Origin of the sequence: Mycobacterium sp. GA-2829, assembly GCF_001499965.1 — a bacterium.
GTDB lineage: Bacteria > Actinomycetota > Actinomycetes > Mycobacteriales > Mycobacteriaceae > Mycobacterium.
Genome location: NZ_LQIT01000001.1, coordinates 285,592 through 312,131 on the forward strand (window position 1 = coordinate 285,592; position 26,540 = coordinate 312,131).

The window sequence follows — 26,540 nt, forward strand, 5'->3', positions numbered from 1 at the left end:
TGTGTCAGCCGACGTCGGCGACGAACACCGCCAGATTGCGGGCCTGGCGGCGCGCGTAGGACGGCAGCGCCGCCACATCGCGTCCGTTCGGCACGATCCGCGGGTTGACGATGTGCACTTCGTCACGGAAGAGCTTGAGGTCGGCGCCGCCCGCGGCCTGGGCGTTGCGGGCCCAGTCGGTCATCCCGTGGCCCAGCACGATCGCCACCTCGCCGCCCTTGCGGTAGGCGGTCACCGGTGTCTCGAAGCGCCGTCCGGACTTCCTACCAGTGTGTTTGATGAGTGCCACCCCGGGTACGCGGCCGGCCAACGGCCTGACGACCGGGTTGAAGTACTTGATCTGGAGGCGGTCCAGCCATTCCGGGAACATCTTGGGCAGCTCGTTCACGACGGCTCCAATCCGATTTGGCCTGCTCTGGGAGAATGGACAGCGTGAATGTATCGCCGGTGACGATGGCCCGCATCGACTTGCGGGGCAGGACCTTGTCGGCCGCCCAGTTGCGGTCGGCGCTGCCGCGCGGCGGTGTCGACGTCGACGCCGTGGTGCCGAAGGTCCGCCCGATCGTCGACGCGGTCGCCGAACGTGGCGCCGAGGCGGCCCTCGAGTACGGCCAGTCGTTCGACGGTATCCGTCCCGACACCGTCCGGGTGCCCGCCGAACGGCTCGCCGCGGCGCTGGCCGACCTCGATCCCGACGTGCGCACCGCGCTCGGGGTGGCGATCGAACGGGCGCGCGCCGTGCACGCAGATCAGCGCCGCACCGACACCACGACCACGCTGGCGCCGGGCGCGACGGTCACCGAACGCTGGGTGCCGGTCGAACGGGTGGGGCTCTACGTGCCGGGCGGCAACGCCGTCTACCCGTCCAGTGTGGTGATGAACGTGGTGCCGGCCCAAACGGCGGGCGTCGACTCCCTGGTGATCACCAGCCCGCCGCAGGCCGAGTTCGGCGGCCTGCCACACCCGACGATCCTGGCCGCCGCGGCGCTGCTCGGCGTCGACGAGGTGTGGGCCGTCGGCGGCGCCCAGGCCGTCGCGCTGCTGGCCTATGGCGGCACGGACGTGGGGGCCGCAGCCGGGACCGAGCTCGCGCCCGTCGACATGATCACCGGCCCCGGCAACATCTTCGTCACCGCCGCCAAGCGGATCTGCCGGTCGGCGGTCGGCATCGACGCCGAGGCGGGGCCCACCGAGATCGCCATCCTCGCCGACCACACCGCCGATCCGGTGCACGTCGCGGCCGATCTGATCAGCCAGGCCGAACACGACGAGATGGCCGCCAGCGTGCTCGTCACCACCAGCACCGACCTCGCCGACGCCACCGACATCGAACTGCGGCGGCAGCTGGAGACCACGGTGCACCGCGAGCGGGTCAGCGCCGCGCTGACCGGTCAGCAGTCGGCGATCGTGCTGGTCGACGACCTCGACGCCGGCGTGCGGGTCGTCAACGCCTACGCGGCCGAACACCTCGAGATCCAGACCGCCGACGCCGCCGCCGTCGCGGGCCGGATCCGGTCGGCCGGTGCGATCTTCGTCGGCCCGTACGCCCCGGTCAGCCTCGGCGACTACTGCGCCGGCTCCAACCACGTGTTGCCGACCGCAGGCTGCGCGCGGCACTCCAGCGGGCTGTCGGTGCAGACCTTCCTGCGCGGCATCCACGTCGTCGACTACACCGAGGCGGCGCTCAAGGACGTCTCGGGTCACGTGATCACGCTGGCCAACGCCGAGAACCTGCCCGCGCACGGCGAAGCGGTGCGCCGGAGGTTCGAAAGGTGACCGTCGGAGGAAACATCACGCTCGCCGATCTGCCGCTGCGCGAGGACCTGCGCGGCAAATCGCCCTACGGCGCACCGCAACTACAGGTGCCGGTGCGGCTGAACACCAACGAGAACCCGCACCCGCCCAGCCGGGCGCTCGTCGACGACGTCACCCGCTCGGTGGCCGAGGCCGCCGCCGAACTGCACCGCTATCCCGACCGCGACGCCGTCGCGCTGCGGGCCGACCTCGCCGAGTACCTGAACCTGCGGACCGGTGTCGAGTTGACGGTCGAGAACCTCTGGGCGGCAAACGGTTCCAACGAGGTGCTGCAGCAGCTGCTGCAGGCGTTCGGAGGGCCCGGCCGCAGCGCGATCGGGTTCGTGCCGTCCTACTCGATGCACCCGATCATCGCCGACGCCACCCGCACCGAATGGCTGCAGGCGTTGCGCGCCGACGACTTCGGCCTCGACGTCGACATCGCCGTGCGGGAGATCGAGACGCACCGACCGGATCTGGTGTTCGTCACCAGCCCCAACAACCCGTCGGGACAGAGCGTTCCGCTCGACGATCTGCGGCGGTTGCTCGACGTGATGACCACCGGCGTGTTGATCCTCGACGAGGCCTACGGCGAGTTCTCCTCGCAGCCCAGCGGTGTCGCACTGATCGACGAGTACCCGACCAAGCTGGTGGTGAGCCGCACCATGAGCAAGGCGTTCGCGTTCGCGGGCGGGCGGCTCGGCTACCTGGTCGCCGCACCCGCGGTCATCGACGCGATGCTGCTGGTGCGGTTGCCCTACCACCTGTCGGTGCTGACCCAGGCCGCCGCCCGTGCCGCACTGCGCCACGCCGACGACACCCTGGCCAGCGTCGCCACCCTGGTCGCCGAACGCGAACGCGTCGCGAACACGTTGAGCCAGTTGGGTTTCCGCGTGGTGCCCAGCGATGCCAACTTCATCCTGTTCGGGGAGTTCGCGGACGCGCCCGCCACCTGGCAGCGCTACCTGGATGAGGGTGTGCTCATCCGCGACGTGGGCATCCCCGGATACCTGCGCACCACCATCGGGTTGGCCGAGGAGAACGACGCCCTGCTGGCGGCCTCCTCGCGACTCGTCGAGACCGAACTCGCCGCAAGATTAGGAGCCTCATGACCGACATGCTGACCGGCACCCGCCGTGCCCGCGTCGAACGCAGGACCAAGGAGTCCGACATCGTCGTCGAGCTCGATCTCGACGGCACCGGGATCGTCGACATCCGCACCGGCGTCCCGTTCTTCGACCACATGCTCACCTCGCTGGGCAGCCACGCCAGCTTCGACCTCACTGTGCACGCCACCGGCGACATCGAGATCGAGGGCCACCACACCGTCGAGGACACCGCGATCGTGCTGGGGCAGGCGCTCGGTCAGGCGCTCGGCGACAAGAAGGGCATCCGCCGCTTCGGCGACGCGTTCATCCCGATGGACGAGACCCTCGCCCACGCCGCCGTCGACGTGTCGGGGCGCCCGTACTTCGTGCACACCGGCGAACCGGACTACATGGTCGAGTTCACCATCGCGGGCTCGAGCGCGCCGTACCACACGGTGATCAACCGGCACGTGTTCGAGTCGCTGGCGTTCAACGCGCGCATCGCACTGCACGTGCGCACCATCTACGGCCGCGATCCGCACCACATCACCGAGGCGCAGTACAAGGCGGTGGCTCGCGCGCTGCGCCAGGCCGTCGAACTCGACCCGCGGGTGAGTGGTGTGCCGTCCACGAAAGGCTCGTTGTGAGCAAGAGAGTTGTCGTCCTCGACTACGGGTCGGGGAATCTGCGCTCGGCGCAGCGCGCGGTCGAGCGCACCGGAGCCGACGTCGAGGTCACCGCGGACGCCGATACCGCGCTGAACGCCGACGGGCTCGTGGTGCCGGGCGTCGGGGCGTTCGAGGCGTGTATGGCCGGGCTGCGGGAGATCGGCGGCGACAAGATCATCGCCGAACGGGTCGCCGCGGGCCGGCCGGTGCTCGGGGTGTGCGTAGGGATGCAGATCCTGTTTTCCCGCGGCGTCGAGTTCGGGACCGAAACCACCGGCTGCGGTCAGTGGCCCGGGTCGGTGGTGCGTCTGGACGCACCGGTGATCCCGCACATGGGCTGGAACGTCGTCGACGCCCCGGCCGAGACCACGCTGTTCCGGGGTCTGGACCCCGACACCCGCTTCTACTTCGTGCACTCGTACGCCGCGCAGAAGTGGGAGGGCAATCCGGACGCCCGTTTGACCTGGGCGACCCACCACGTGCCGTTCCTCGCCGCCGTCGAGGACGGACCGCTGTCGGCCACCCAATTCCACCCGGAGAAGAGCGGTGACGCCGGTGCGACGCTGCTGCGCAATTGGGTCGAGGGGCTCTGATCTAAGGTTGTCCGCCGTGTCCGAGAATTCCGTGTCTGAAAAGCCGTTGATCCTGCTGCCCGCCGTCGATGTCGTCGAGGGCCGTGCCGTCCGCCTGGTCCAGGGCAAGGCGGGCAGCGAGACCGAGTACGGGTCCGCGCTCGACGCCGCGCTCGGCTGGCAGCGCGACGGCGCGGAGTGGATTCACCTCGTCGACCTCGACGCCGCCTTCGGCCGGGGGTCCAACCGCGAACTGCTCGCCGACGTCGTCGGCCGGCTCGACGTGGCCGTGGAACTGTCCGGCGGTATCCGCGACGACGAATCGCTGGCGGCCGCACTGGCCACCGGATGCGCGCGGGTCAACATCGGCACCGCCGCGCTGGAGGATCCGCAGTGGTGCGCGCGGGCGATCGCCGAACACGGTGACCGGGTCGCGGTCGGGCTCGACGTGCTCATCGAGGGCGACAGGCAGCGCCTGCGCGGACGCGGTTGGGAGACCGACGGCGGTGACCTGTGGGAGGTGCTCGAACGCCTGGATTCCGAGGGCTGTTCGCGCTACGTCGTGACCGACGTGACGAAAGACGGCACGCTGGGCGGTCCGAACCTCGACCTGCTGGGCAGCGTCGCCGACCGCACCGATGCCCCGGTGATCGCCTCCGGCGGTGTGTCCAGCCTCGACGACCTGCGCGCGATCGGCACGTTGACCGGCCGCGGGGTCGAGGGCGCGATCGTCGGGAAAGCGTTGTACGCCGGGCGGTTCACGCTGCCCGAGGCGTTGACCGCGGTGGGGCAGTAGGGCGTCGATGGCACTGGACGGGACCGACCTGCAGGGTCTGGTCGACGCGGCCGCGGCGATCCTGGACACCGCGTCCGAACCCTTCATCAGCGGCCACCGCGCCGATTCCGCGGTGCAGAAGAAGGGCAACGACTTCGCCACCGAGGTGGACCTGAAGATCGAACGCCAGGTCGTCGAGGCGCTCACCTCGGCCACCGGTATCGAGGTGCACGGCGAGGAGTACGGCGGGGCCGACATCGACTCACCGATGGTGTGGGTGCTCGACCCGATCGACGGCACGTTCAACTACGCCGCCGGATTGCCCACCGCGGCGATCCTGCTGGGGCTGCTGCGCGACGGTGAGCCGGTCGCGGGGTTGACCTGGCTGCCGTTCATGAACCAGCGGTACACCGCCGTCGTCGGAAACCCGTTGTACGTCAACGGCGTTGCCCAACCCACGCTGGAGACCGGTGCACTGTCGGACTGTGTGATCGGCACGGGCACGTTCAACATCGACTCCCGCGGCCGGTTCCCCGGCCGCTGGCGGGTGGCGCTACTGGAGAACCTGAGCAGGCACTGCAACCGGATGCGGATGCACGGCGCGACCGGGCTGGACCTGGCCTACACCGCCGCCGGGGTGCTCGGCGCGTCGATCAGCTTCGGCCACCACATCTGGGACCACGCCGCCGGTGTCGCGCTGGTGCGGGCCGCGGGGGGAGTGGTCACCGACCTGAGCGGGGCGGAGTGGACGCCGAAGTCGAAGTCGGTGCTCGCCGCGTCGCCGCAGGTACACGGGGAGATGCTCGAGATCGTCGCGTCCGTCGGGGCGCCGGAGGAGTTCTGAACATGGCTGCCGACAGGGGACTCGCCGTCCGGGTGATCCCGTGCCTCGACGTCGACGCGGGCCGCGTGGTCAAGGGTGTGAACTTCGAGAACCTGCGTGACGCAGGCGATCCCGTAGAACTCGCCGCGGTCTACGACGCCGAGGGCGCCGACGAGCTGACGTTCCTCGACGTCACCGCGTCGTCGTCGGGCCGGTCCACGATGCTCGACGTGGTGCGCCGCACCGCCGAACAGGTCTTCATCCCGCTGACGGTGGGTGGCGGCGTGCGCGCGGTCGCCGACGTCGACGCGCTGCTGCGCGCCGGTGCGGACAAGGTGTCGGTGAACACCGCCGCGATCGCCCGGCCGGAACTGCTGGCCGAACTGGCCCGCCAATTCGGATCGCAGTGCATCGTGCTGTCGGTGGACGCCAGGACGGTGCCCGAGGGCCAGCCGCCGACCCCGTCGGGCTGGGAGGTCACCACGCACGGCGGCCGCCGCGGCACCGGGATCGACGCCGTCGAATGGGCAACGCGCGGAGCCGAACTCGGCGTCGGCGAGATCCTGCTCAACTCCATGGACTTCGACGGCACCAAGGCCGGATTCGACCTGCCGATGCTGCGCGCGGTGCGCGCCGCGGTCGGTGTGCCGGTGATCGCCAGCGGCGGGGCCGGTGCGGTCGAGCACTTCGCGCCCGCGGTGCACGCGGGCGCCGATGCGGTGTTGGCGGCCAGCGTCTTCCACTTCAAGGAGCTGACGATCGGCGAGGTCAAGGCGGCGATGGCGGCGGAAGGGATCACTGTCAGATGAGTCTCGATCCGGCGATCGCGTCACGGCTCAAGCGCAACGCCGACGGCCTGTTCGCCGCCGTCGCTCAGGAACGCGGCACCGGTCAGGTGCTGATGGTGGCGTGGATGGACGACATCGCGCTGGACCGCACCCTGCGCACCCGCAAGGCCACCTACTGGTCGCGCTCGCGCGGTGAGCACTGGGTCAAGGGCGAGACCTCGGGCCACACCCAGTACGTGCACTCGGTGCGGTTGGACTGCGACGGCGACACCGTGCTGCTCGAGGTGGACCAGACCGGCGCGGCCTGCCACACCGGTGAGCACACCTGCTTCGACGCCGATGTGCTGCTGGCCCCGGAGGCCTAGGCGGACTGGCGCTGCCGCAGCACCGTCAGCGCCTTGTCGGCGTGTGCCTCCATGTTGAGCTCACTGGAGATCACCTCGAGCACCGTGCGGTCGGTGTCGATGACGAACGTGGTCCGCTTGACCGGCATCAGCTTGCCCAGCAGGCCGCGCTTCACGCCGAACCGCTGCGCGACGGCGCCGTCGGCATCCGAGAGCAACGGGTAGTCGAACCGCTGCGTGTCGGCGAATCGGGCCTGTTTGTCGACGGCGTCGGTGCTGATCCCGACCCGCACGGCGCCGACGGCGGCGAACTCGGCGGCCAGGTCCCGGAAGTGGCACGCCTCCTTGGTGCAACCCGGGGTCATCGCCGCCGGATAGAAGAACAACACCACCGGTCCGTCGGCCAGCAGCGCCGACAACGTGCGCACCTCACCCGTCTGATCGGGCAGTTGGAAATCCTCGACTCGATCACCGCGTTTCATGAGGCGTGACGCTACGCCTCCTCGTGGCTCGCCGGCGGGCGCCGGTCTGGGAGAATCGTGGGGTGCAGACGACTACCGCCCCCGGCGCCTCGCTCGCGACGACGACCTCCCGCGAGGATTTCCGGGCGCTGGCCGCCGAGCACCGGGTGGTGCCGGTGGTTCGCAAGGTGCTCGCCGACAGTGAGACGCCGCTGTCGGCGTACCGCAAGCTCGCCGCCAACCGGCCCGGCACCTTCCTGCTGGAATCCGCCGAGAACGGCCGGTCCTGGTCGCGGTGGTCGTTCATCGGTGCGGGCGCACCGTCGGCGCTGACCGTCCGCGACGGCGAGGCGGTGTGGCTCGGGGTGACGCCGCAGGACGCGCCGACCGGGGGCGACCCGCTGACCGCGCTGCACACGACGTTGTCGCTGCTGGAGACCGCCCCGCTGCCGGGGTTGCCGCCACTGTCCAGCGGGCTCGTCGGCTTCTTCGCCTACGACATGGTCCGCCGGTTGGAGCGACTGCCCTCGCTGGCCACCGACGATCTCGGCCTGCCGGACATGCTGCTGCTGCTGGCCACCGACATCGCCGCCGTCGACCACCACGAGGGCACGATCACGTTGATCGCCAACGCGGTGAACTGGAACGGCACCGACGAGAACGTCGACGGGGCCTACGACGACGCCGTCGCGCGCCTGGACGTGATGACGGCGGCGCTGGGCCAGTCGCTGCCGTCGGCGGTCGCCACGTTCTCCCGGCCCGCGCCGGAGCACCGCTCGCAGCGCACGGTCGAGGAGTACACCGCGATCGTCGACAAGCTGGTCGGCGACATCGAGGCCGGTGAGGCCTTCCAGGTGGTGCCGTCGCAGCGGTTCGAGATGGACACCGCCGCTGATCCGCTTGATGTCTACCGGATGCTGCGGGTCACCAATCCGAGCCCGTACATGTACCTGCTCAACGTGCCGGACGCCGTCGGCGGGCTGGACTTCTCCATCGTCGGGTCGAGTCCGGAGGCGCTGGTGACCGTCGCCGACGGCAAGGCGACCACCCACCCGATCGCGGGAACCCGGTGGCGCGGTGACACCGAGGAGGAAGACGTCCTGCTCGAGAAGGAGCTGCTCGCCGACGAGAAGGAGCGCGCCGAGCACCTGATGCTGGTCGACCTGGGCCGCAACGATCTGGGCCGGGTGTGCGAACCGGGCACCGTCCGCGTCGAGGACTACAGCCACATCGAGCGCTACAGCCACGTCATGCACCTGGTGTCGACGGTGACCGGCCGGCTCGCCGAGGGCAAGACCGCACTGGACGCGGTGACGGCGTGTTTCCCGGCGGGCACGCTCTCGGGTGCCCCGAAGGTGCGGGCGATGGAGCTCATCGAGGAGGTGGAGCTCACCCGCCGCGGCCTCTACGGCGGGGTGCTGGGCTACCTCGACTTCGCGGGTAACGCCGACTTCGCGATCGCGATCCGCACCGCGCTGATGCGCAAGGGCACCGCCTACGTGCAGGCCGGCGGCGTCGTCGTCGCCGACTCCAACGGCCCCTACGAGTACAACGAGTCCGCGAACAAGGCCCGCGCCGTGCTGGCCGCGATCGCCGCGGCCGAGACGCTGAGCGAACCATGACCCGCATCGCCCAGCTCGTCCTGGTCCTCGGTGCCGCGGTGCTGTGGGTGGCGTCGCGGCTGACCTGGGTCGACGTGCACTCCTTCGACGGGCTGGGGCAGCCGAAGACCTCGACCCTGACGGGCTCCCAGTGGGCGGCGGCGCTGATCCCGCTCGCGCTGTTGGTGCTTGCGGCGGCCGTCGCGGTGCTCGCGGTGCGGGGCTGGGCGCTGCGGATCCTGGCGGTGCTGGTGGCCGCGGCGAGCGCGGGGATGGCGTATCTGGGGATCACGCTGTGGGTGACCGTCGATGTCGCCCCCCGCGCGGCCAACCTGGCCGAGGTCTCGATCATCGACCTGACCGGCACCGAGCGGCACTACACCGGAGCGGTGCTGACGCTGGTCGCCGCGGTACTGGTGCTTGCGGGCGCGGTGCTGCTGATGAGGTCGGCGGTGCGCGGGCGCGCCGCAGCCACCGCCGGCAGGTATGTCGCTCCCGCGGCACGTCGCGCCACCGCGGTCAAGCAGGAGGAAGAGGGGGAGCCGATGTCCGAACGCATGCTGTGGGACGCCCTCGACGAGGGGCACGATCCCACCGACCACGACACGAAGGGGCGGTGACGGGTGATGCAGCGACGGCGACTACCCTTCGTGGAGAACGATCCGGCAGCTGCCGGCGAAGTACCAGAGGGGGAGCGACGGCTATGACGGCCACCGTGCTCGACTCCATCATCGAAGGAGTCCGCGCTGACGTCGCAGCCCGTGAGGCCGTCGTCAGCCTCGCCGAGATCAAGGAACGCGCGCAGGCCGCCAAGCCTCCGCTCGACGTGTTCGCGGCGCTACGAGAAGACGGCATCGGCGTCATCGCCGAGGTCAAACGCGCCAGCCCGTCGAAGGGTGAACTCGCCTCGATCGGTGATCCCGCCGACCTGGCCCGCGCCTACGAGGACGGCGGCGCCCGCGTCATCAGCGTGCTGACCGAGGAGCGCCGGTTCCACGGATCGCTCGCCGACCTCGACGCCGTCCGTGCCGCGGTGTCCATCCCGGTGCTGCGCAAGGACTTCATCGTCCGGCCGTACCAGATCCACGAGGCCCGCGCCCACGGCGCCGACATGCTGCTGCTGATCGTGGCCGCCCTCGAGCAGCCCGCGCTGGAGTCGCTGCTGGAGCGCACCGAATCGCTCGGGATGACCGCGCTGGTCGAGGTGCACACCGAGGCCGAGGCCGACCGTGCGTTGCAGGCCGGAGCCCGCGTCATCGGCGTCAACGCCCGCAACCTCAAGACCCTCGAGGTGGATCGGAACTGCTTCGCGCGGATCGCGCCGGGGTTGCCGTCGAACGTGATCCGCGTGGCGGAGTCCGGGGTGCGCGGACCCGCCGACCTGCTGGCCTACGCCGGTGCGGGCGCCGATGCGGTGCTCGTCGGGGAAGGCGTCGTCACCGCCCGTGATCCCCGCAGCGCGGTGGCCGATCTGGTGACCGCCGGGACCCATCCTTCCTGCCCGAAACCGTCCCGGTAGTCGTGGCCGAGCTCCTCGATTCGGACCTGCCGCGCTCGAGCGCGGGGGTCGCCGAACCCACCAGTCACGACCCCGACGCCCGCGGTCACTTCGGCCCGTACGGCGGACGCCTCGTCGCCGAGGCGTTGATGGCGGTCATCGAAGAGGTCACCGCGGCATACGAAAAGGCGCGCGGCGACCAGACGTTCCTCGACGAACTCGACCGGCTGCAGAAGCACTACAGCGGGCGCCCGTCACCGCTGTACGAGGCCACCCGCCTCAGTGAGCACGCCGGCGGCGCCCGGCTGTTCCTCAAGCGAGAAGACCTGAATCACACCGGATCTCACAAGATCAACAACGTGCTGGGGCAGGCGCTGCTGGCGCGGCAGATGGGCAAGACCCGGGTCATCGCCGAGACGGGCGCGGGTCAGCACGGTGTTGCGACGGCCACCGCGTGCGCGCTGCTCGGTCTGGACTGCGTGATCTACATGGGCGCCGTCGACACCGCGCGGCAGGCGCTGAACGTCGCCCGGATGCGGCTGCTCGGCGCAGAGGTGGTGTCGGTCGAGGCGGGTTCGAAGACGCTGAAGGATGCGATCAACGAGGCGTTCCGCGACTGGGTCACCAACGCCGACGAGACCTACTACTGTTTCGGCACGGCCGCGGGACCGCATCCGTTCCCGTTGATGGTGCGCGACTTCCAGCGCGTCATCGGGCTCGAGGCGCGGGCCCAGATCCAGGCACAGGCCGGTCGGCTGCCCGATGCCGTGACGGCGTGCGTCGGCGGCGGATCCAATGCGATCGGCGTCTTCCACGCGTTCATCGACGATCCGGGTGTCCGGCTGGTCGGCTACGAGGCGGCCGGTGACGGCGTCGAAACCGGAAGGCACGCCGCGACTTTCACCGGCGGCACGCCCGGCGCGTTCCAGGGGTCGTTCTCCTACCTGCTGCAGGACGAGGACGGTCAGACCGTCGAATCGCATTCGATCTCAGCGGGTCTGGACTATCCGGGTGTCGGGCCCGAGCACGCGCTGCTCAAGGACGTCGGGCGGGCCGAGTACCGGCCGATCACCGACACCGAGGCGATGGACGCGTTCTCGCTGCTGTGCCGCACCGAGGGCATCATCCCGGCCATCGAGTCCGCGCACGCGGTCGCCGGTGCGCTCGAGCTCGGCAAGGAACTCGGTCCGGGTGCAGTGATCGTGGTCAATCTGTCGGGACGCGGCGACAAGGACGTCGAAACCGCGGCGAAGTGGTTCGGTCTGCTGGACAAAGGCGGTTCATGAGTCGGTTGGGTGATTTGTTCGACGCTTGTCGCGCGGAGCAGCGGGCGGCGCTGATCGGATACCTGCCGACCGGGTTCCCCGATGTGCCATCTTCGATCGAGGCGATGACGACGCTGGTCGAATCCGGTTCCGACATCATCGAAGTCGGCATTCCGTACTCCGATCCGGGGATGGACGGACCGGTCATCGCGGCGGCCACGGAGGTGGCATTGCAGGGCGGTGTGCGGGTCCGAGACACGCTCGCCGCCGTCGAGGCGATCAGCAACGCCGGGGGCCGCGCCGTCGTGATGACGTACTGGAATCCCGTGCTGCGGTGGGGGATCGACGCGTTCGCTCGCGATCTCGCGGCCGCGGGCGGTCTGGGACTGATCACGCCCGACCTGATCCCCGAAGAGGCCGACGAGTGGATGGCCGCGTCCGAGGCGCACGATCTGGATCGGATCTTCCTGGTCGCGCCGTCGTCGACCCCAGAGCGGCTGGCCAAGACCGTTGAGGCAACCCGCGGATTCGTCTACGCCGCATCGACGATGGGCGTCACCGGCGCCCGCGACGCAGTCTCCAGTGCGGCGCCCGAACTCGTGGCGCGCGTCAAGGAGGTGTCCGACATCCCGGTCGGAGTCGGCCTCGGCGTGCGGTCGCGGGAACAGGCCGCGCAGATCGGTGCGTACGCCGACGGGGTGATCGTCGGGTCGGCGCTGGTGTCGGCGCTCAAGGATGGTCTGCCCGCGGTGCGCGCGCTGACCGAGGAACTAGCTGAGGGAGTGCGCCAGAGGGTGACGGCGTGACCTCGACGCTGGCGTACCTTCCGAGCCCGCCCCAGGGCGTCTGGCAGTTGGGCCCGTTCCCGCTGCGGGCGTATGCGATCTGCATCATCGTCGGCATCATCGTGGCGCTGGTGCTGGGCGACCGTCGCTGGGCAGCGCGCGGTGGCGAGCGTGGCGTCATCTACGACATCGCGTTGTGGGCGGTGCCGTTCGGGTTGATCGGTGGTCGGCTGTACCACGTCATCACCGACTGGCGGACCTACTTCGGGCCTGATGGCGCGGGTCCGATCGCCGCGTTCCGGATCTGGGAAGGCGGCCTCGGCATCTGGGGCGCGGTCGCACTCGGTGCCGTTGGCGCGTGGATCGCGTGCCGACGGCGCAATATCCCGCTGCCCGCGTTCGGTGACGCCATCGCGCCGGGAATCATTCTGGCGCAGGCGATCGGCCGGCTCGGGAACTACTTCAACCAGGAGCTCTACGGCGGCCCGACGACGCTGCCGTGGGGTCTGGAGATCTACGAGCGGCTCGACGCCAACGGCCGCCCCAACGAACTCATCGGGGTGTCGACCGGGCGGGTGCTCGAAGTCGTCCACCCCACGTTCCTGTACGAACTGCTGTGGAACGTCCTGGTTTTCGCACTGCTGATCTGGGCGGACCGGCGCTTCAAGCTCGGTCACGGGCGGCTGTTCGCGCTGTATGTCGCGGGCTACTGCCTGGGTCGCTTCTGGATCGAGCTGATGCGCACCGATATGGCGACGCACATCGCGGGGATCCGGATCAACTCATTCACGTCGATGTTCGTGTTCATCGGGGCCATCGTGTATCTGATGGCGGCTCCGCGCGGCCGGGAGGATCCGGCGACGCTGCGGGGCGATGTCGATGAAGAGGTCGAGGCCGCGGCCGTCTCGCCCGACGATTTCGAGGCCGATGCCGTCGAACCCGTTGCCGATGAGGACGACGACGCCTCGACTGCAGAATTGCTCAAGGAGGTCGCGGCCGCGACGACCGGTGTGGGCATAGCGGCCAAGGTCGCGGGCGATGACGACGCTGACGAGCCTGCGGAGGAGCCTGCGGAGGCCGTCGTCGAGGCTGAACAGCTGGCTGAGGATGTGGAGTCGGCGTCGTCGGGGGACATTGCTGAGGCGGTGGCGTTCGCCGAAGCGGGTGAGGCTGCGGAGGAGTTGTCGCCGGAGGAGGTGCACGAGGCCGCGGTTGCGCAGGCCGTGGCGGGGGCGGACGAGTCCGAGGAGCCTGTGGAGGCCGTCGTCGAGGCTGAACAGTTGGCTGAGGATGTGGAGTCGGCGTCGTCGGGGGACATTGCTGAGGCGGTGGCGTTCGCCGAAGCGGGTGAGGCTGCGGAGGAGTTGTCGCCGGAGGAGGTGCACGAGGCCGCGGTTGCGCAGGCCGTGGCGGACGCGGACGAGTCCGAGGAGCGTGTGGAGGCCGTCGTCGAGGCTGAACAGTTGGCTGAGGATGTGGAGTCGGCGTCGTCGGGGGACATTGCTGAGGCGGTGGCGTTCGCCGAAGCGGGTGAGGCTGCGGAGGAGTTGTCGCCGGAGGAGGTGCACGAGGCCGCGGTTGCGCAGGCCGTGGAAGCTGGTGCTGGCGCCGGCACCGCGGAGGAGGGGCTTGGCTCAACGCCGAGTGTGAAACGTCGTCGAATTTTCGGCCGTTTGCTCGCAAAGGGTTCACACTCGGCGGAGCCACAGCCGCAGGCAGCCGGTGAGTCCCAAGCCGAGGCCGCCCCGTCGACCGTGGGTGCGGTTGAGGGTGAGGATGCGGTCGCGGCTGAGGAGTCTGCCGCGGAGGCGCACGCGGCTGCCGTCGAGCGTGCTGAGGAAGCTGAGGCTGTTGCGGATGAGGCCGCTGCCGACGAAGCCGTGGGTGAGGCCGCCGATCGCGAGCCGTTGACGACGAGCAGTGCAGCGGATGAAGCCGCTGATGCGGCGCCGTCGACTGTGGGTGCGGTCGAGGGTGAGGAAGCGGTCGCGGCTGAGGAGTCTGTCGAGGAGGCGCACGAGGCTGCCCTCGAGCGTGCTGAGGAAGCTGAGGCCGTGGAGGCCGCTGCCGAAGGCGAAGCCGTCATAGCGGTTCCGTCGACTGTGGGTGCGGTCGAGGGCGAGGACGCCGTTGCGGCTGAGGAGTCTGCCGTGGAGGCGCACGAAGCCGCGGTTGAGCGTGCTGAAGAAGCTGAGGCCGTGGGGGCCGCTGCCGAGGACGAAGCCGACATAGCGGCGCCGTCGACTGTTGGTGCGGTCGAGGGTGAGGATGCGGTCGCGGCTGAGGAGTCTGCCGCGGAGGCCCACGAGGCTGCGGTTGAGCGTGCTGAGGAAGCTGAGGCCGTGGGGGCCGCTGCCGAAGGCGAAGCCGTCATAGCGGCGCCGTCGACTGTTGGTGCGGTCGAGGGTGAGGACGCCGTTGCGGCTGAGGAGTCTGCCGTCGAGCGGGCCGAGGAAGCAGAGACCGCTGCCGACGAGCCCGAACCAGAGGACCTCGAAGCTGCCCAGGAGCGCGCGGACGAGGCAGAGTCCGTCGCCGAAGAGATCGCCGTGGCCGACGCCACGGGCGAGTTCGCCGACGAGGAACCCGTCGAAACCGAAACCGAATCCGACACCCAGGAAGAGACCGAGCCCGGAGACGACGCCGACGCAGGGGCCGACTCGGCCGCCTACCGGATCGTCACCGCGCCCGAACCCAGCCAACAGCGTCGCCGGTGGTGGCGTCGCCGCAACTAACCTGCGCCGACGTCCGACGGCTCATTCGTGTCAGACCCCCCAATTACAATCGAACACATGATCGAGGAGTCCGGAACGGCCGCCCGGTCCCTCGTGGACCGCGTCACCGCCTCGGCTCGCGCGTCCAACCAGGCGACGGCCCGCATGCTGGTCGCCATCGGCGATCTCTACCACCTCCGTCTCCGCGAGCTCGGCGACAAGGCGTACGCCGCGAGTGACACCTTCGACACGGTCACGGCCGAAGTCTCGGCGGCGCTGACCATCACCAAGGGGCTCGCCAAGAGCCACCTGCGCCATGCCCTTGCGCTCCAGGAACGCCTCCCGCAGGTTGGCGCAGTGTTCGTCGCGGGCGACATCGACTACTTCACCTTCCAGACGATCGTCACCCGCACCCTCCTGATCATCGACCGCGAAATCATGCAATGCGTCGACGGCCAGGTGGCGGCATGCATCCGGCGGTGGACCAAGCTATCCCAGAAGAAGATCGCCGCCCAGGTCGATCGGATCATCTCCCGCATCGATGCCGACGCGGTGCGCAGACGCCAGGAGGCCGCCGCGGATCGCGAGGTCTGGATCTCTGACCGCAAGGACGGGACGTCTCAGCTCGGCGGACAACTGAGCACTCCCATTGCGCATGCCTTCGACCAGCGCCTCGACGAGTTGGCGAAGACTGTGTGTGAATACGATCCGCGCACCCCCGACCAGCGCCGCGCCGACGCGGTCGAGGCGATGTCGGCCGGGGCCGATCGCATGTCCTGCCGTTGCGATCGGTCTGACTGCACGGCCGGGGGCCGGACCGCCGGCAATGGAGTCATCCACATGATCGCCGATCAAGCCACCGTCGAGGGGCGGGGCACCAACGAGGGTTCGCTGATCGACGGTGACGGCGTGCTGCCTCCGGAAGTCATTGCCGAACAGGCGAAGTCGTCAAAGATCCGCCCGCTCCACATCCCCACCAACGATCCGCCGGAACCGCATTACGCACCCTCTCGCGCACTGGCCGATTTCGTCCGGTGCCGCGACCTGACGTGCCGCTTCCCGGGATGCGACCGGCCGGCGATGTTCACCGACATCGACCACACCGTGCCGTGGCCGTGCGGTCCCACGCAGGCGTCCAACCTCAAATGCCTCTGCCGCACTCACCATCTGATCAAGACCTTCGGCGGCTGGAAGGACCAGCAGCTGCCCGACGGCACCGTGATCTGGGTGAGCCCGACGGGGGACACCTACGTGACGCTGCCGGGGAGCGCGTTGCTGTTCCCGCACCTGTGCGCACCGACCGCGCGCAGCAAGCCGAGGAAGGTGGCCGACGGCTCCGGCGGCGCCCGGCTCGCCAAGATGCCGCAACGCCGTCGCACCCGTGCGCAGAACCGGGCCGCGGCGATCACCCGGGAACGGGCCCAGAACCGGGCTGCGCGGGAATGCAAGCCCGACGACGCGTATGCCTTCCTCACCGGCAGCGGTTCGGAAGCTCCCGACGACGACCCGCCTCCGTTCTGACGCCGCGGACGGCGGGGCTTCTGGCATGCTGAATCACATGACCGATCCCTCGCAGTTCGGCAACAACCCCGACGGCACTCCGCCTCCGCCGCCCAGTGGCTACCCGCCGTCGTACCCGCCACCCCCGGGGAACTACCCGCCGCCCTACTACGATCCGTCGGCGCCGTACGGCCGGCATCCGATGACCGGAGAGCCCTACTCCGACAAGTCGAAGGTCGTTGCGGGCCTTCTGCAGCTCGTGGGGCTGCTCGGAATCGTCGGCATCGGCCGCATGTACCTCGGGCAGGTCGGCCTCGGTGTCGCCCAGCTCGTGGTCGGACTGGTCACCTGCGGCATCGGTGCGGTCATCTGGGGGATCGTCGACGCGGTCCTCATCTTCACCGACAAGGTCCGAGACCCGAACGGTCTCCCGCTCCGCGATGGCACCTGACGCGCCTGCCCCACCAACCCGCCGCGCGCCGCTCTACGTCACGCTCGGCACCGGCGCACTGTTCGCAACTGCGCTGGCCTACATCGGCACCGTCGACCCGCACCGGCCGGGCTTCTTCGCCCCACCCTGTCCGTTCAAACACATGACGGGATGGGACTGCCCGGGGTGCGGCGGCCTGCGCATGACCCATGACCTCCTGCACGGCGACCTCGCGGCCGCACTCACCGACAACGCCTTCATCCTCATCGGCCTGCCGCTGTTGGCGTTGTGGGTCTTCGTCCGACGACGCCAACACAAACCGGCCATGCCGATGCCCGCGATCGTCGTCATCGCAGTGGCCACAGTCACGTGGACGGTAGTCCGCAACCTCCCCGGATTTCCGCTGGTCCCGACGCTGCTGCCCGGGTAGGCCCCGACCTGGGCTGATACACTAGAACCTCGGGCCGTCGCAGTCCCGGTAGCGAATTCTTCCGGAACTGCGGAGGTGTACTCCATGCTCTACTCGGCCACGCCCGCCGCCCAGGGGCTCTACGACCCCGAACACGAGAAAGACTCGTGCGGTGTCGCCATGATCGCCGACATCCAGGGCAGGCGGTCACATTCGATCGTCGCCGACGGGCTGGTCGCACTCGAACACCTCGACCACCGCGGCGCGGCTGGCGCCGAGACCAACAGCGGCGACGGCGCCGGAATCCTGTTGCAACTGCCCGTCGAACTGTTCCGCGAGGTCCTCGACTTCGACCTCCCGCAGCCCACCGCCGACGGATGCAACACCTTCGCCGCGGGCATCTGCTTCCTCCCGCAGGACCGGACCGCCCGCAGCGAGGCCACCCGGCGTATCGAGGCGCTGGCCGCCGAGGAGAACCTCGACGTGCTCGGCTGGCGGGCCGTGCCCGTCGACCCCATCGGCGCCGACATCGGCTCGACCGCGCTCAACTGCATGCCCTACATGGCCCAACTGTTCGTCGCCGCACCGGAAGTCGACGGCCCCCGCCCCGGCGGCCTCGACCTCGACCGGCTGGTCTACCCGCTGCGCAAGCGCGCGGAGAACCCCGCCGACGTCTACTTCCCGTCGCTGTCCAGTCGCACCATCGCCTACAAGGGCATGCTCACCACTGTGCAGCTCCCGCTGTACTTCAGCGATCTGCGCGACGCCCGCTGCACCAGCGCCATCGCGATCGTCCACAGCCGCTTCTCCACCAACACGTTCCCGTCCTGGCCGCTGGCGCACCCGTTCCGTTTCGTCGCCCACAACGGCGAGATCAACACCGTCCGCGGCAACCGCAACCGCATGCACGCCCGCGAAGCCATGCTCGAGAGCGCCAACATCCCCGGCGACCTCAGCAGGCTCTCGCCGATCTGCACGGCCGACGCCTCCGACTCCGCGAGCTTCGACGAAGTCCTCGAACTGCTCCACCTCTCCGGCCGCAGCCTGCCCCACGCGGTGCTCATGATGATCCCCGAGGCGTGGGAGAACAACGCCTCGATGGACCCCGACGAGCGCGCCTTCTGGCAGTTCCACGCCTCCCTGATGGAACCGTGGGACGGTCCGGCCTGCGTCACCTTCACCGACGGCACGCTGGTCGGAGCGGTGTTGGACCGCAACGGTTTACGCCCCGGCCGCTGGTGGCGCACCCTCGACGACCGCATCATCCTCGCCAGCGAGGCCGGTGTGCTCGACGTGGCCCCCGACCAGATCGTCGCCAAGGGCCGCCTGCAGCCGGGCAAGATGCTGCTCATCGACACCGCGGCGGGCCGCATCGTCAGCGACGACGAGCTCAAACTCGAACTTTCGCGCGCCGAGGCCTACCGCGAATGGCTGCACGCCGGCCTGCTCGAACTCGCCACCCTGCCCGACCGCGCGCGGGTGCAGCCCAACCACGAATCGGTCGTCCGACGCCAGATCGCCTTCGGGTACACCGAAGAGGAACTGCGCATCCTGCTGACCCCGATGGCCGCCTCCGGCGCCGAACCCCTCGGCTCCATGGGCACCGACACCCCGCCGGCGGTGCTCTCCGACCGGTCCCGGCCGCTCTACGACTACTTCGTCGAACTCTTCGCCCAGGTCACCAACCCGCCGCTGGACGCGATCCGCGAAGAAGTGGTGACCAGCATGTCCCGCGTCATGGGTCCCGAGCAGAACCTGCTCGAACCGACCGCGGCCTCCTGTCGGCAGATCCTGCTGAAGTGGCCGGTGCTCGACAACGACGAACTCAACAAGATCGTCCACATCAACGCCGACGGGGAACACCCCGGCCTCAAGGCGACGGTCCTCAAGGCCCTGTACTACGTCGAACGCGGCGGCGAAGGTCTGGCTGAGGCCATCGACGACCTCCGGACCCGCGCCAGCGAGGCGATCGCGAAAGGCTCTCACACACTGGTCATCTCGGACCGCGACTCCGACCACACCCGCGCACCGATCCCGTCGCTGCTCGCCGTCTCCGCGGTCCACCACCACCTCGTGCGCACCAAACAACGCACCAAGGTGGCCCTGGTCGTGGAATCCGGCGACGCCCGCGAGGTGCACCACATCGCGATGCTCATCGGTTTCGGCGCCGCCGCGGTCAACCCGTATCTGGCCTTCGAATCGATCGAGGACCTGATCCGCGAGGGCGAACTCACCGGCATCGAACCCGCCGCCGCGGTCCGCAACTACCTCAAGGCCCTCGGCAAGGGCGTGACCAAGGTGATGAGCAAGATGGGCATCTCCACGGTCGCCTCCTACACCGCCGCGCAGGCGTTCGAGGCGGTCGGCATCGACCGCGACGTGATCGACGAGTACTTCACCGGGACGCCCACCCAGTTGGGCGGTATCGGCCTCGACGTCATCGCCGAGGAGGTCAGACTCCGGCACCGCCGCGCCTACCCCGAGAACCCGACCGAACGGGTGCACCGCAGGCTCGAGGTCGGCGGCGAGTACGCGTTCCGCCGCGAAGGCGAACTTCACCTGTTCACCCCCGAAGTCGTGTTCCTGCTCCAACATTCGACGCGCACCGGCCGCGAGGACGTCTTCCGCAAGTACTCCGCCGAGGTCGACCGGCTCTCCCGCGAAGGCGGCACCCTGCGCGGGCTCTTCGACTTCAAGAAAGACGGTCGGCCACCCGTGCCTCTCGACGAGGTGGAGCCCGCGAGCGAGATCGTCAAACGCTTCAACACCGGGGCGATGAGCTACGGCTCCATCAGCGCCGAGGCCCACGAGACCATGGCCATCGCGATGAACAACCTCGGCGGCCGGTCGAACAGCGGTGAGGGCGGCGAGGATGTCGACCGCCTCTACGACCCGCAGCGCCGCAGCGCGGTCAAACAGGTCGCCAGCGGTCGGTTCGGCGTCACCAGCGACTACCTGGTCAACGCCACCGACATCCAGATCAAGATGGCCCAGGGCGCCAAACCCGGTGAGGGCGGCCAACTCCCGGGCTACAAGGTGTACCCCAACATCGCCAAGACCCGGCACTCCACACCCGGCGTGGGGCTCATCTCGCCGCCGCCGCACCACGACATCTACTCCATCGAGGACCTCGCCCAGCTCATCCACGACCTCAAGAACGCCAACGACCAGGCCCGCGTTCACGTCAAACTGGTCAGCAGCGTCGGCGTGGGGACCGTCGCGGCCGGCGTCTCCAAGGCGCACGCCGACGTGGTGCTGATCTCCGGACACGACGGCGGCACCGGCGCCGCCCCGCTGACCAGCCTCAAACACGCCGGGGCGCCGTGGGAGATCGGGCTGGCCGACGCGCAGCAGACGTTGGTGCTCAACGGGCTTCGCGACCGCATCACCGTGCAGTGCGACGGCGGCATGCGCACCGCCCGCGACGTGATGGTCGCGATGCTGCTCGGCGCCGAGGAGTTCGGCTTCGCGACGGCGCCGCTCGTGGTCGCCGGCTGCATCATGATGCGGGTCTGCCACCTCGACACCTGCCCGGTCGGCGTCGCCACGCAGAACCCGGAACTGCGTGCCCGGTTCAACGGTAAGCCCGAATTCGTCGAGAACTTCTTCCGCTTCATCGCCGAGGACATCCGCCGCCATCTCGCCGAACTCGGCTTCCGCAGCGTCGACGAGGCCGTCGGCCACGCCGAACTCCTCGACACCGCAGGCGGAGTGGAGCACTGGAAGAGCAAGGGGCTGGACCTCACGCCCGTCTTCGCCGTCCACACCGACGCGCACAGCGGAAAACCCCAGCGCCGCAAGCTCAAAGACCAGTACCACGCGCTGGATCAGGCACTCGACCAGACCCTGATCCAGCTGTCCGAGGGCGCCCTGGAAGACGCCCACCCTGTCACGTTGGAACTGCCGGTGCGCAACGTCAACCGCACCGTGGGCACCATGCTCGGCGCCGAGGTCACCCGCCGCTACGGCGCCACCGGACTGCCCGACGACACGATCCGCGTCAAACTCACCGGTTCGGCGGGCCAGTCGATCGGCGCGTTCCTGCCGCCCGGCATCACCATCGAGCTGACCGGTGACGCCAACGATTATGTCGGCAAAGGCCTTTCGGGCGGCCGCGTCATCGTCAAACCCGACGACGACGTGCTGTTCCTGCCGGAGGACAACGTCATCGCCGGCAACACCCTGCTCTACGGGGCCACCTCCGGGGAGGTCTTCCTACGGGGCCGGGTGGGGGAGCGGTTCTGCGCCCGCAACTCCGGGGCGCTGGCCGTCGTCGAAGGCGTCGGCGACCACGCCTGCGAGTACATGACCGGCGGCCGCGTCGTCGTGCTCGGCCGCACCGGGCGCAACATGGCCGCGGGCATGTCGGGCGGTATCGCCTACGTGCTCGGGCTCAACCCGGCCAAGGTCAACACCGCGATGGTGGAGCTGCAGCGGCTTGACCCCGAAGATTTGACCTGGCTGCACGACGTGGTCACCCGGCACGCCCGCCACACCGGCAGCACCGTGGCCACCTCGGTGCTCTCGGACTGGCCGCGCCGCAGCGCCCAGTTCACGAAAGTCATGCCCCGCGACTACCAGCGCGTCCTCGAGGCCACCCGGATGGCCAAGGCCGAGGGACGCGACGTCGACACCGCGATCATGGAGGCCAGCCGTGGCTGATCCCACCGGATTTCTGAAGGTACCGAAGATCGAGGCCGCCAAGCGGCCCGTCGACGAACGCGTCGGCGACTGGCGCGAGGTGTACGAGCGCCAACCGCTGCCCCAACGCGCCGAGGAGGTCTCCCAGCAGGCCCGCCGCTGCATGGACTGCGGAATCCCGTTCTGCCACTCCGGATCCGCGGGCTGCCCGCTGGGCAACCTGATCCCGGAGTGGAACGATCTGGTGCGCCGCGGCCGCTGGGACGCCGCCAGCGAACGCCTGCACGCCACCAACAACTTCCCGGAGTTCACCGGTCGGCTGTGCCCGGCGCCGTGCGAGGCGGCGTGTGTGCTCTCGATCAGCGAGGACCACACCGGCGGCAGCGTCACGATCAAGCGCATCGAGAACACCATCGCCGACCAGGCCTGGGCGCTCGGGCTGGTCGAACCGCAACCCGCGTCGATCCGCACCGGTAAGCGGGTCGCGGTGGTCGGCTCGGGGCCCGCGGGATTGGCTGCGGCACAACAGCTCACGCGTGCCGGACACGACGTGACGGTCTTCGAGCGCGACAACCGCATCGGCGGCCTCATGCGTTACGGCATCCCCGAGTACAAGCTCGAGAAGAAGACCCTCGACCAGCGGCTGGCGCAGATGCGGGCCGAGGGCACCCGGTTCGTCACCGACACCGAGGTCGGCGTCGACGTCAGCGTCGAGCAGCTGCGGGAACGCTACGACGCGGTCGTGCTCGCCGTCGGTGCGCTGCGCGCCCGCGACAACGACGTCGAAGGCCGCGACCTCGAGGGTGTGCACCTGGCGATGGAGCACCTGGTGCCCGCCAACCGAGAATGCGAGGGCGACGGCCCGTCGCCGTTGTCCGCCCGCGACAAACACGTCGTGATCATCGGCGGCGGTGACACCGGCGCGGACTGTCTGGGCACCGCGCACCGGCAGGGTGCGGCGTCGGTCACCCAGCTCGACTACAACCCCGAACCGCCCGAAACGCGCGACGACACCCGTACGCCGTGGCCGACGTGGCCGCTGGTGCTGCGCACCCGCCTGTCCCCGGCGCACGCCGAGGGTGGGCACCGCCGCTACCAGGTGGCCGTGCAGCGCTTCCTCGGCGACGAGCGCGGGCACCTACGGGCGATGGAGATCGCCGAGGTTAAGGTCGAACGCGATGCCCATGGCCGCAGGCAGATCGTCCCGGTGGGCGAGACCCTCGAGATCCCGTGCGACATGGCGCTGCTCGCGATCGGCTTCGAGGGCGTCGAGCACATGCCGCTGCTCGACGGCCTCGGCCTGCAGTTGAACAACCGCGGTGCCCTGCCCTGCGGCAGCGACTGGCAGACCGACGCGCCCGGCGTGTTCGTCTGCGGTGACGCACATCGCGGTGCCTCGTTGATCGTGTGGGCGATCGCCGAAGGCCGCAGCGCCGCCCACGCCGTCGACGCCTATCTGATGGGGGAGTCGGACCTGCCCGCACCGGTGCGACCGGGCGCGCTTCCGCTCGCCGTCGTCTGAAGCACCGTCTGAATCGTCATCTGAATCGATCAACGACTACGATGAGTCAACGTGAATAGACGCGGGAAGATCGTCTGTACCCTCGGTCCGGCCACCGGCTCCGAAGAGGCAGTCCGAAAGCTGGTCGAGGCCGGAATGGATGTCGCCCGGCTCAACTTCAGCCACGGCGACTACCCCGACCACGAAGCGAACTACAAGCGCGTCCGTGCGGCCTCCGACCGCACGGGACACGCCGTCGGCATCCTCGCCGACCTGCAGGGCCCGAAGATCCGGCTGGGCCGTTTCGCCGACGGCCCGACGGAGTGGAAGGACGGCGAGACCGTCCGCATCACGGTCGACGACATCGAGGGCACCCACGACCGGGTGTCGACCACCTACAAGCGGCTCGCCGAGGACGCCACCGCCGGGGACCGCGTGCTGGTCGACGACGGCAACGTCGCGCTGGTGGTCACCGCGATCGAGGGCACCGACGTGATCTGTGAGGTCACCGAAGGCGGGCGGGTCAGCAACAACAAGGGCATGTCTCTGCCGGGGATGAACGTCTCCGCGCCCGCGCTGTCGGAGAAAGACATCGAGGACCTCGAATTCGCGCTGCGTCTGGGCGTCGACCTGATCGCGCTGTCGTTCGTGCGTTCACCCGCCGACATCGAACTCGTCCACGAGGTGATGGACCGGGTCGGCCGCCGCGTGCCCGTCATCGCCAAACTCGAAAAGCCTGAGGCGATCGACAACCTCGAGGCGATCGTGCTGGCGTTCGACGCGATCATGGTCGCCCGCGGTGACCTCGGCGTCGAACTGCCGCTGGAAGAGGTGCCGCTGGTGCAGAAACGCGCCATCCAGATGGCGCGCGAGAACGCCAAACCGGTCATCGTCGCCACGCAGATGCTCGAGTCCATGATCGAGAACTCCCGGCCCACCCGCGCGGAGGCCTCCGACGTCGCCAACGCGGTGCTCGACGGCGCCGACGCGGTGATGCTGTCGGGGGAGACGTCGGTCGGCAAGTACCCGCTCGAGGCGGTGCGCACGATGGCGCGCATCATCACCGCCGTCGAGGAGAACTCCGTCGTCGTCCCGCCGCTGACCCACGTGCCCCGCACCAAGCGCGGCGTGATCTCTTACGCCGCCCGCGATATCGGGGAACGGCTGGACGCCAAGGCGCTCGTCGCGTTCACCCAGTCCGGTGACACGGTGCGCCGCCTGGCGCGGTTGCACACCCCGCTGCCGGTGCTGGCGTTCACCGCACTGCCCGAGGTGCGCAGCCAGCTCGCCTTGACCTGGGGCACAGAGACTTTCATCGTGCCGCAGATCGGCACCACCGACGGCATGATCCGGCAGGTCGACAAGTCGCTGCTGGAACTGGGCCGCTACAAGCGCGGCGACCTGGTGGTCATCGTCGCGGGTGCGCCGCCCGGCACAGTAGGCTCCACGAATCTGATCCACGTGCACCGGATCGGGGAGGACGACGTCTAGGAGGACGGGTTTTGAGTTCCAGCGACTTCGAGGAGCTGCTGGCTCTCCTGGACCTCCGCGCGGCGGACGGCGACACGTTCATCGGATCGCATCCGAGCAAGAACCCGGTACGCACGTTCGGCGGCCAGATGATGGCGCAGGCGTTCGTCGCGGCCAGTCGCACCGTGGATCACCGTATCTCGCCGAGCGCGCTGTCGGCGCACTTCATCAACGGGGGTGACCCGGCCAGGGATCTCGAGTTCCGGGTGACCCGGCTGCGCGACGAACGGCGGTTCGCCAACCGCCGGATCGACGTGTGCCAGGGCGACGACCTGTTGACCACGGTGCTGGTGTCCTACATGAACGGTGGCCGCGGCCTCGAACACGGCGTCGCCGCGCCCGAGGTCCCCGGACCCGAGGAACTGCCCAAGATCGGTGAACTGCTCCGCGGGTACGAGGACACCGTCCCGCAGTTCGCGAACGCGTTGCGCCCCATCGAATGGCGCTACACCAACGACCCGGCGTGGGTGATGCGCGACAAGGGCGGCCGGCTCGACCACAACCGGGTGTGGCTCAAGACCGAGGGTGCGATGCCCGAGGATCCGGTGCTGCACACCGCGGCGCTGGTCTACTCGTCGGACACCACGGTGCTGGACTCGATCATCACCACCCACGGTCTGTCGTGGGGATACGACCGTATCTTCGCGGTGACGATGAACCATTCGCTGTGGTTCCACCGCCCGGTGCGCTTCGACGAGTGGGTGCTGTACTCGACGGCCTCACCGGCGGCCGCCGAATCCCGCGGGCTGGGCGCCGGTCACTTCTTCGACCGGTCCGGTGCGCTGCTCGCGACGGTCACCTCCGACGCGATCGTGAAGTACTTCCCCGGCCGTTAGGGCGACGGCGTCAGCGTCACGCTGAACTGGTCCTCGATCTTGCGCTGGAACTGGTCCTGGCACTGCTGCTGCGCCTCGGTGTCGTTACCGGCCTGCTGCAGGCACTCGAACAGATCGCCCGCGCCGACCTCCCGCGCGAACATGACCGTCAGCGCGATCGCGACGATAGACACGATGACCCCGAGTACGCCGAGCACGATGCCCGCCATCGCCACACCGCCGTTGGTGGCCTCACCGCGTTTGGCCCGGCCGCGTCCGATGACACCGAGGATCACCGCGACGATGCCGAGGACGAGGCCGCCGAACACCGACAGCAGGCCGATGATCGCGACGACCAGCGAGGCGATGCCGAGTCCGTTCTTCGGGGCGCTCTGCTGCGGGTAGCCGTAGCCGTACTGTCCCGGCGGCGGGGGATAGCCGCCCGGGTACGGGCCGTACTGGTACGGCTGCTGCTGCGGCGGGTACGGGGGCGGCGGCGTCGACGGCGGCGGGGTCTGCTCGGACTCGCTCATAGGAG

At 69.4% G+C, this 26,540-nt stretch carries 24 protein-coding genes; 21 read left to right on the forward strand and 3 right to left on the reverse strand.

Annotation, left to right across the window (positions count from 1 at the left end):
- Positions 1–4: 4 nt before the first annotated feature.
- The gene (locus AU194_RS01310) at positions 5–388 is read right to left on the reverse strand and encodes a nitroreductase family deazaflavin-dependent oxidoreductase (protein ID WP_059087395.1); all 384 of its coding nucleotides are present in this window, start codon (positions 386–388) and stop codon (positions 5–7) included.
- Between the two features lie 65 nt (positions 389–453).
- Here AU194_RS01310 and hisD point away from each other — a divergent pair, with 65 nt between their 5' ends.
- The 8 genes from hisD to hisI are packed head-to-tail and all read left to right on the forward strand — an operon-like array spanning position 454 to position 6,873.
- Positions 454–1,776 carry a histidinol dehydrogenase gene (gene hisD / locus AU194_RS01315; protein WP_197417484.1) on the forward strand — a complete coding sequence of 441 codons (1,323 nt, stop codon included), beginning with the start codon at positions 454–456 and terminating at the stop codon, positions 1,774–1,776.
- The gene (locus AU194_RS01320) at positions 1,773–2,906 is read left to right on the forward strand and encodes a histidinol-phosphate transaminase (protein ID WP_059087397.1); all 1,134 of its coding nucleotides are present in this window, start codon (positions 1,773–1,775) and stop codon (positions 2,904–2,906) included. The genes hisD and AU194_RS01320 overlap by 4 nt, the downstream gene beginning before the upstream one ends.
- A complete protein-coding gene (gene hisB / locus AU194_RS01325; protein ID WP_059087398.1) occupies positions 2,903–3,529 on the forward strand; it encodes an imidazoleglycerol-phosphate dehydratase HisB in 627 nt (208 codons plus the stop codon). The genes AU194_RS01320 and hisB overlap by 4 nt, the downstream gene beginning before the upstream one ends.
- Positions 3,526–4,143 carry an imidazole glycerol phosphate synthase subunit HisH gene (gene hisH, locus AU194_RS01330; RefSeq protein WP_059087399.1) on the forward strand — a complete coding sequence of 206 codons (618 nt, stop codon included), beginning with the start codon at positions 3,526–3,528 and terminating at the stop codon, positions 4,141–4,143. The genes hisB and hisH overlap by 4 nt, the downstream gene beginning before the upstream one ends.
- Before the next feature lie 31 nt (positions 4,144–4,174).
- Complete coding sequence (gene priA, locus AU194_RS01335) at positions 4,175–4,918, forward strand: bifunctional 1-(5-phosphoribosyl)-5-((5-phosphoribosylamino)methylideneamino)imidazole-4-carboxamide isomerase/phosphoribosylanthranilate isomerase PriA (protein WP_059087521.1); 744 nt, start codon at positions 4,175–4,177, stop codon at positions 4,916–4,918.
- 7 nt (positions 4,919–4,925) lie between these two features.
- Positions 4,926–5,741 (forward strand): inositol monophosphatase, encoded by an 816-nt coding sequence (locus AU194_RS01340; protein ID WP_059087400.1) that lies wholly within the window; start codon positions 4,926–4,928, stop codon positions 5,739–5,741.
- Between the two features lie 2 nt (positions 5,742–5,743).
- Complete coding sequence (hisF, locus tag AU194_RS01345) at positions 5,744–6,529, forward strand: imidazole glycerol phosphate synthase subunit HisF (RefSeq protein WP_059087401.1); 786 nt, start codon at positions 5,744–5,746, stop codon at positions 6,527–6,529.
- Entirely contained in the window at positions 6,526–6,873 is a 348-nt protein-coding gene (gene hisI / locus AU194_RS01350) for a phosphoribosyl-AMP cyclohydrolase (protein WP_059087402.1), read from the forward strand. Before hisF ends, hisI begins: the two co-directional genes overlap by 4 nt.
- Here the strand turns inward: hisI and AU194_RS01355 are convergent.
- Complete coding sequence (locus AU194_RS01355; RefSeq protein WP_059087403.1) at positions 6,870–7,334, reverse strand: peroxiredoxin; 465 nt, start codon at positions 7,332–7,334, stop codon at positions 6,870–6,872. The genes hisI and AU194_RS01355 overlap by 4 nt on opposite strands.
- Positions 7,335–7,396: 62 nt before the next feature.
- On the opposite strand from AU194_RS01355, the gene AU194_RS01360 reads away from it, so the two are divergent.
- The 13 genes from AU194_RS01360 to AU194_RS01420 all read left to right on the forward strand — a co-directional run bounded on the left by AU194_RS01360 (position 7,397) and on the right by AU194_RS01420 (position 26,023).
- Positions 7,397–8,935, forward strand: coding sequence for an anthranilate synthase component I (locus AU194_RS01360; RefSeq protein ID WP_059087404.1), 1,539 nt, complete (start codon positions 7,397–7,399; stop codon positions 8,933–8,935).
- Positions 8,932–9,534, forward strand: coding sequence for a TIGR02234 family membrane protein (locus AU194_RS01365; protein WP_059087405.1), 603 nt, complete (start codon positions 8,932–8,934; stop codon positions 9,532–9,534). The genes AU194_RS01360 and AU194_RS01365 overlap by 4 nt, the downstream gene beginning before the upstream one ends.
- Before the next feature lie 83 nt (positions 9,535–9,617).
- Entirely contained in the window at positions 9,618–10,433 is an 816-nt protein-coding gene (trpC, locus tag AU194_RS01370) for an indole-3-glycerol phosphate synthase TrpC (protein WP_059087406.1), read from the forward strand.
- A gap of 2 nt (positions 10,434–10,435) precedes the next feature.
- A complete protein-coding gene (trpB, locus tag AU194_RS01375; RefSeq protein ID WP_059087407.1) occupies positions 10,436–11,698 on the forward strand; it encodes a tryptophan synthase subunit beta in 1,263 nt (420 codons plus the stop codon).
- Positions 11,695–12,483, forward strand: a complete 789-nt coding sequence (gene trpA / locus AU194_RS01380) for a tryptophan synthase subunit alpha (protein ID WP_059087408.1) — start codon at positions 11,695–11,697, stop codon at positions 12,481–12,483. Before trpB ends, trpA begins: the two co-directional genes overlap by 4 nt.
- Positions 12,480–15,197: a prolipoprotein diacylglyceryl transferase gene (gene lgt / locus AU194_RS01385; RefSeq protein WP_059087409.1), complete on the forward strand. Its 2,718-nt coding sequence runs from the start codon at positions 12,480–12,482 to the stop codon at positions 15,195–15,197. The genes trpA and lgt overlap by 4 nt, the downstream gene beginning before the upstream one ends.
- 57 nt (positions 15,198–15,254) lie before the next feature.
- Positions 15,255–16,697 (forward strand): HNH endonuclease signature motif containing protein, encoded by a 1,443-nt coding sequence (locus tag AU194_RS01390; RefSeq protein ID WP_059087410.1) that lies wholly within the window; start codon positions 15,255–15,257, stop codon positions 16,695–16,697.
- Positions 16,698–16,734: 37 nt separating this feature from the next.
- Positions 16,735–17,127, forward strand: coding sequence for an NINE protein (locus AU194_RS01395; protein ID WP_059087522.1), 393 nt, complete (start codon positions 16,735–16,737; stop codon positions 17,125–17,127).
- Entirely contained in the window at positions 17,117–17,536 is a 420-nt protein-coding gene (locus tag AU194_RS01400) for a DUF2752 domain-containing protein (protein WP_059087411.1), read from the forward strand. The genes AU194_RS01395 and AU194_RS01400 overlap by 11 nt, the downstream gene beginning before the upstream one ends.
- A gap of 84 nt (positions 17,537–17,620) precedes the next feature.
- Positions 17,621–22,177, forward strand: a complete 4,557-nt coding sequence (gene gltB / locus AU194_RS01405) for a glutamate synthase large subunit (RefSeq protein ID WP_059087523.1) — start codon at positions 17,621–17,623, stop codon at positions 22,175–22,177.
- Positions 22,170–23,678 (forward strand): glutamate synthase subunit beta, encoded by a 1,509-nt coding sequence (locus AU194_RS01410; protein ID WP_059087412.1) that lies wholly within the window; start codon positions 22,170–22,172, stop codon positions 23,676–23,678. Before gltB ends, AU194_RS01410 begins: the two co-directional genes overlap by 8 nt.
- A gap of 51 nt (positions 23,679–23,729) precedes the next feature.
- Positions 23,730–25,148 (forward strand): pyruvate kinase, encoded by a 1,419-nt coding sequence (pyk, locus tag AU194_RS01415; protein WP_059087413.1) that lies wholly within the window; start codon positions 23,730–23,732, stop codon positions 25,146–25,148.
- Positions 25,149–25,159: 11 nt separating this feature from the next.
- The gene (locus AU194_RS01420; protein WP_059087414.1) at positions 25,160–26,023 is read left to right on the forward strand and encodes an acyl-CoA thioesterase II; all 864 of its coding nucleotides are present in this window, start codon (positions 25,160–25,162) and stop codon (positions 26,021–26,023) included.
- Here the strand turns inward: AU194_RS01420 and AU194_RS01425 are convergent.
- Positions 26,020–26,535, reverse strand: coding sequence for a DUF4190 domain-containing protein (locus AU194_RS01425; RefSeq protein WP_059087415.1), 516 nt, complete (start codon positions 26,533–26,535; stop codon positions 26,020–26,022). The genes AU194_RS01420 and AU194_RS01425 overlap by 4 nt on opposite strands.
- Positions 26,536–26,540: the final 5 nt, after the last annotated feature.

What these genes read in the sequence shown, in the direction of transcription:
- gltB (WP_059087523.1), top strand. Translation starts at nt 17,621, where the DNA reads ATGCTCTACTCGGCCACGCCCGCCGCCCAGGGGCTCTACGACCCCGAA.
- trpC (WP_059087406.1), top strand. Translation starts at nt 9,618, where the DNA reads ATGACGGCCACCGTGCTCGACTCCATCATCGAAGGAGTCCGCGCTGAC.
- AU194_RS01390 (WP_059087410.1), top strand. Translation starts at nt 15,255, where the DNA reads ATGATCGAGGAGTCCGGAACGGCCGCCCGGTCCCTCGTGGACCGCGTC.
- hisF (WP_059087401.1), top strand. Translation starts at nt 5,744, where the DNA reads ATGGCTGCCGACAGGGGACTCGCCGTCCGGGTGATCCCGTGCCTCGAC.
- AU194_RS01340 (WP_059087400.1), top strand. Translation starts at nt 4,926, where the DNA reads ATGGCACTGGACGGGACCGACCTGCAGGGTCTGGTCGACGCGGCCGCG.
- hisD (WP_197417484.1), top strand. Translation starts at nt 454, where the DNA reads ATGGCCCGCATCGACTTGCGGGGCAGGACCTTGTCGGCCGCCCAGTTG.
- trpA (WP_059087408.1), top strand. Translation starts at nt 11,695, where the DNA reads ATGAGTCGGTTGGGTGATTTGTTCGACGCTTGTCGCGCGGAGCAGCGG.
- AU194_RS01395 (WP_059087522.1), top strand. Translation starts at nt 16,735, where the DNA reads ATGACCGATCCCTCGCAGTTCGGCAACAACCCCGACGGCACTCCGCCT.
- hisI (WP_059087402.1), top strand. Translation starts at nt 6,526, where the DNA reads ATGAGTCTCGATCCGGCGATCGCGTCACGGCTCAAGCGCAACGCCGAC.
- AU194_RS01425 (WP_059087415.1), bottom strand. Translation starts at nt 26,535, where the DNA reads ATGAGCGAGTCCGAGCAGACCCCGCCGCCGTCGACGCCGCCGCCCCCG.
- hisB (WP_059087398.1), top strand. Translation starts at nt 2,903, where the DNA reads ATGACCGACATGCTGACCGGCACCCGCCGTGCCCGCGTCGAACGCAGG.
- AU194_RS01400 (WP_059087411.1), top strand. Translation starts at nt 17,117, where the DNA reads ATGGCACCTGACGCGCCTGCCCCACCAACCCGCCGCGCGCCGCTCTAC.
- AU194_RS01365 (WP_059087405.1), top strand. Translation starts at nt 8,932, where the DNA reads ATGACCCGCATCGCCCAGCTCGTCCTGGTCCTCGGTGCCGCGGTGCTG.
- AU194_RS01355 (WP_059087403.1), bottom strand. Translation starts at nt 7,334, where the DNA reads ATGAAACGCGGTGATCGAGTCGAGGATTTCCAACTGCCCGATCAGACG.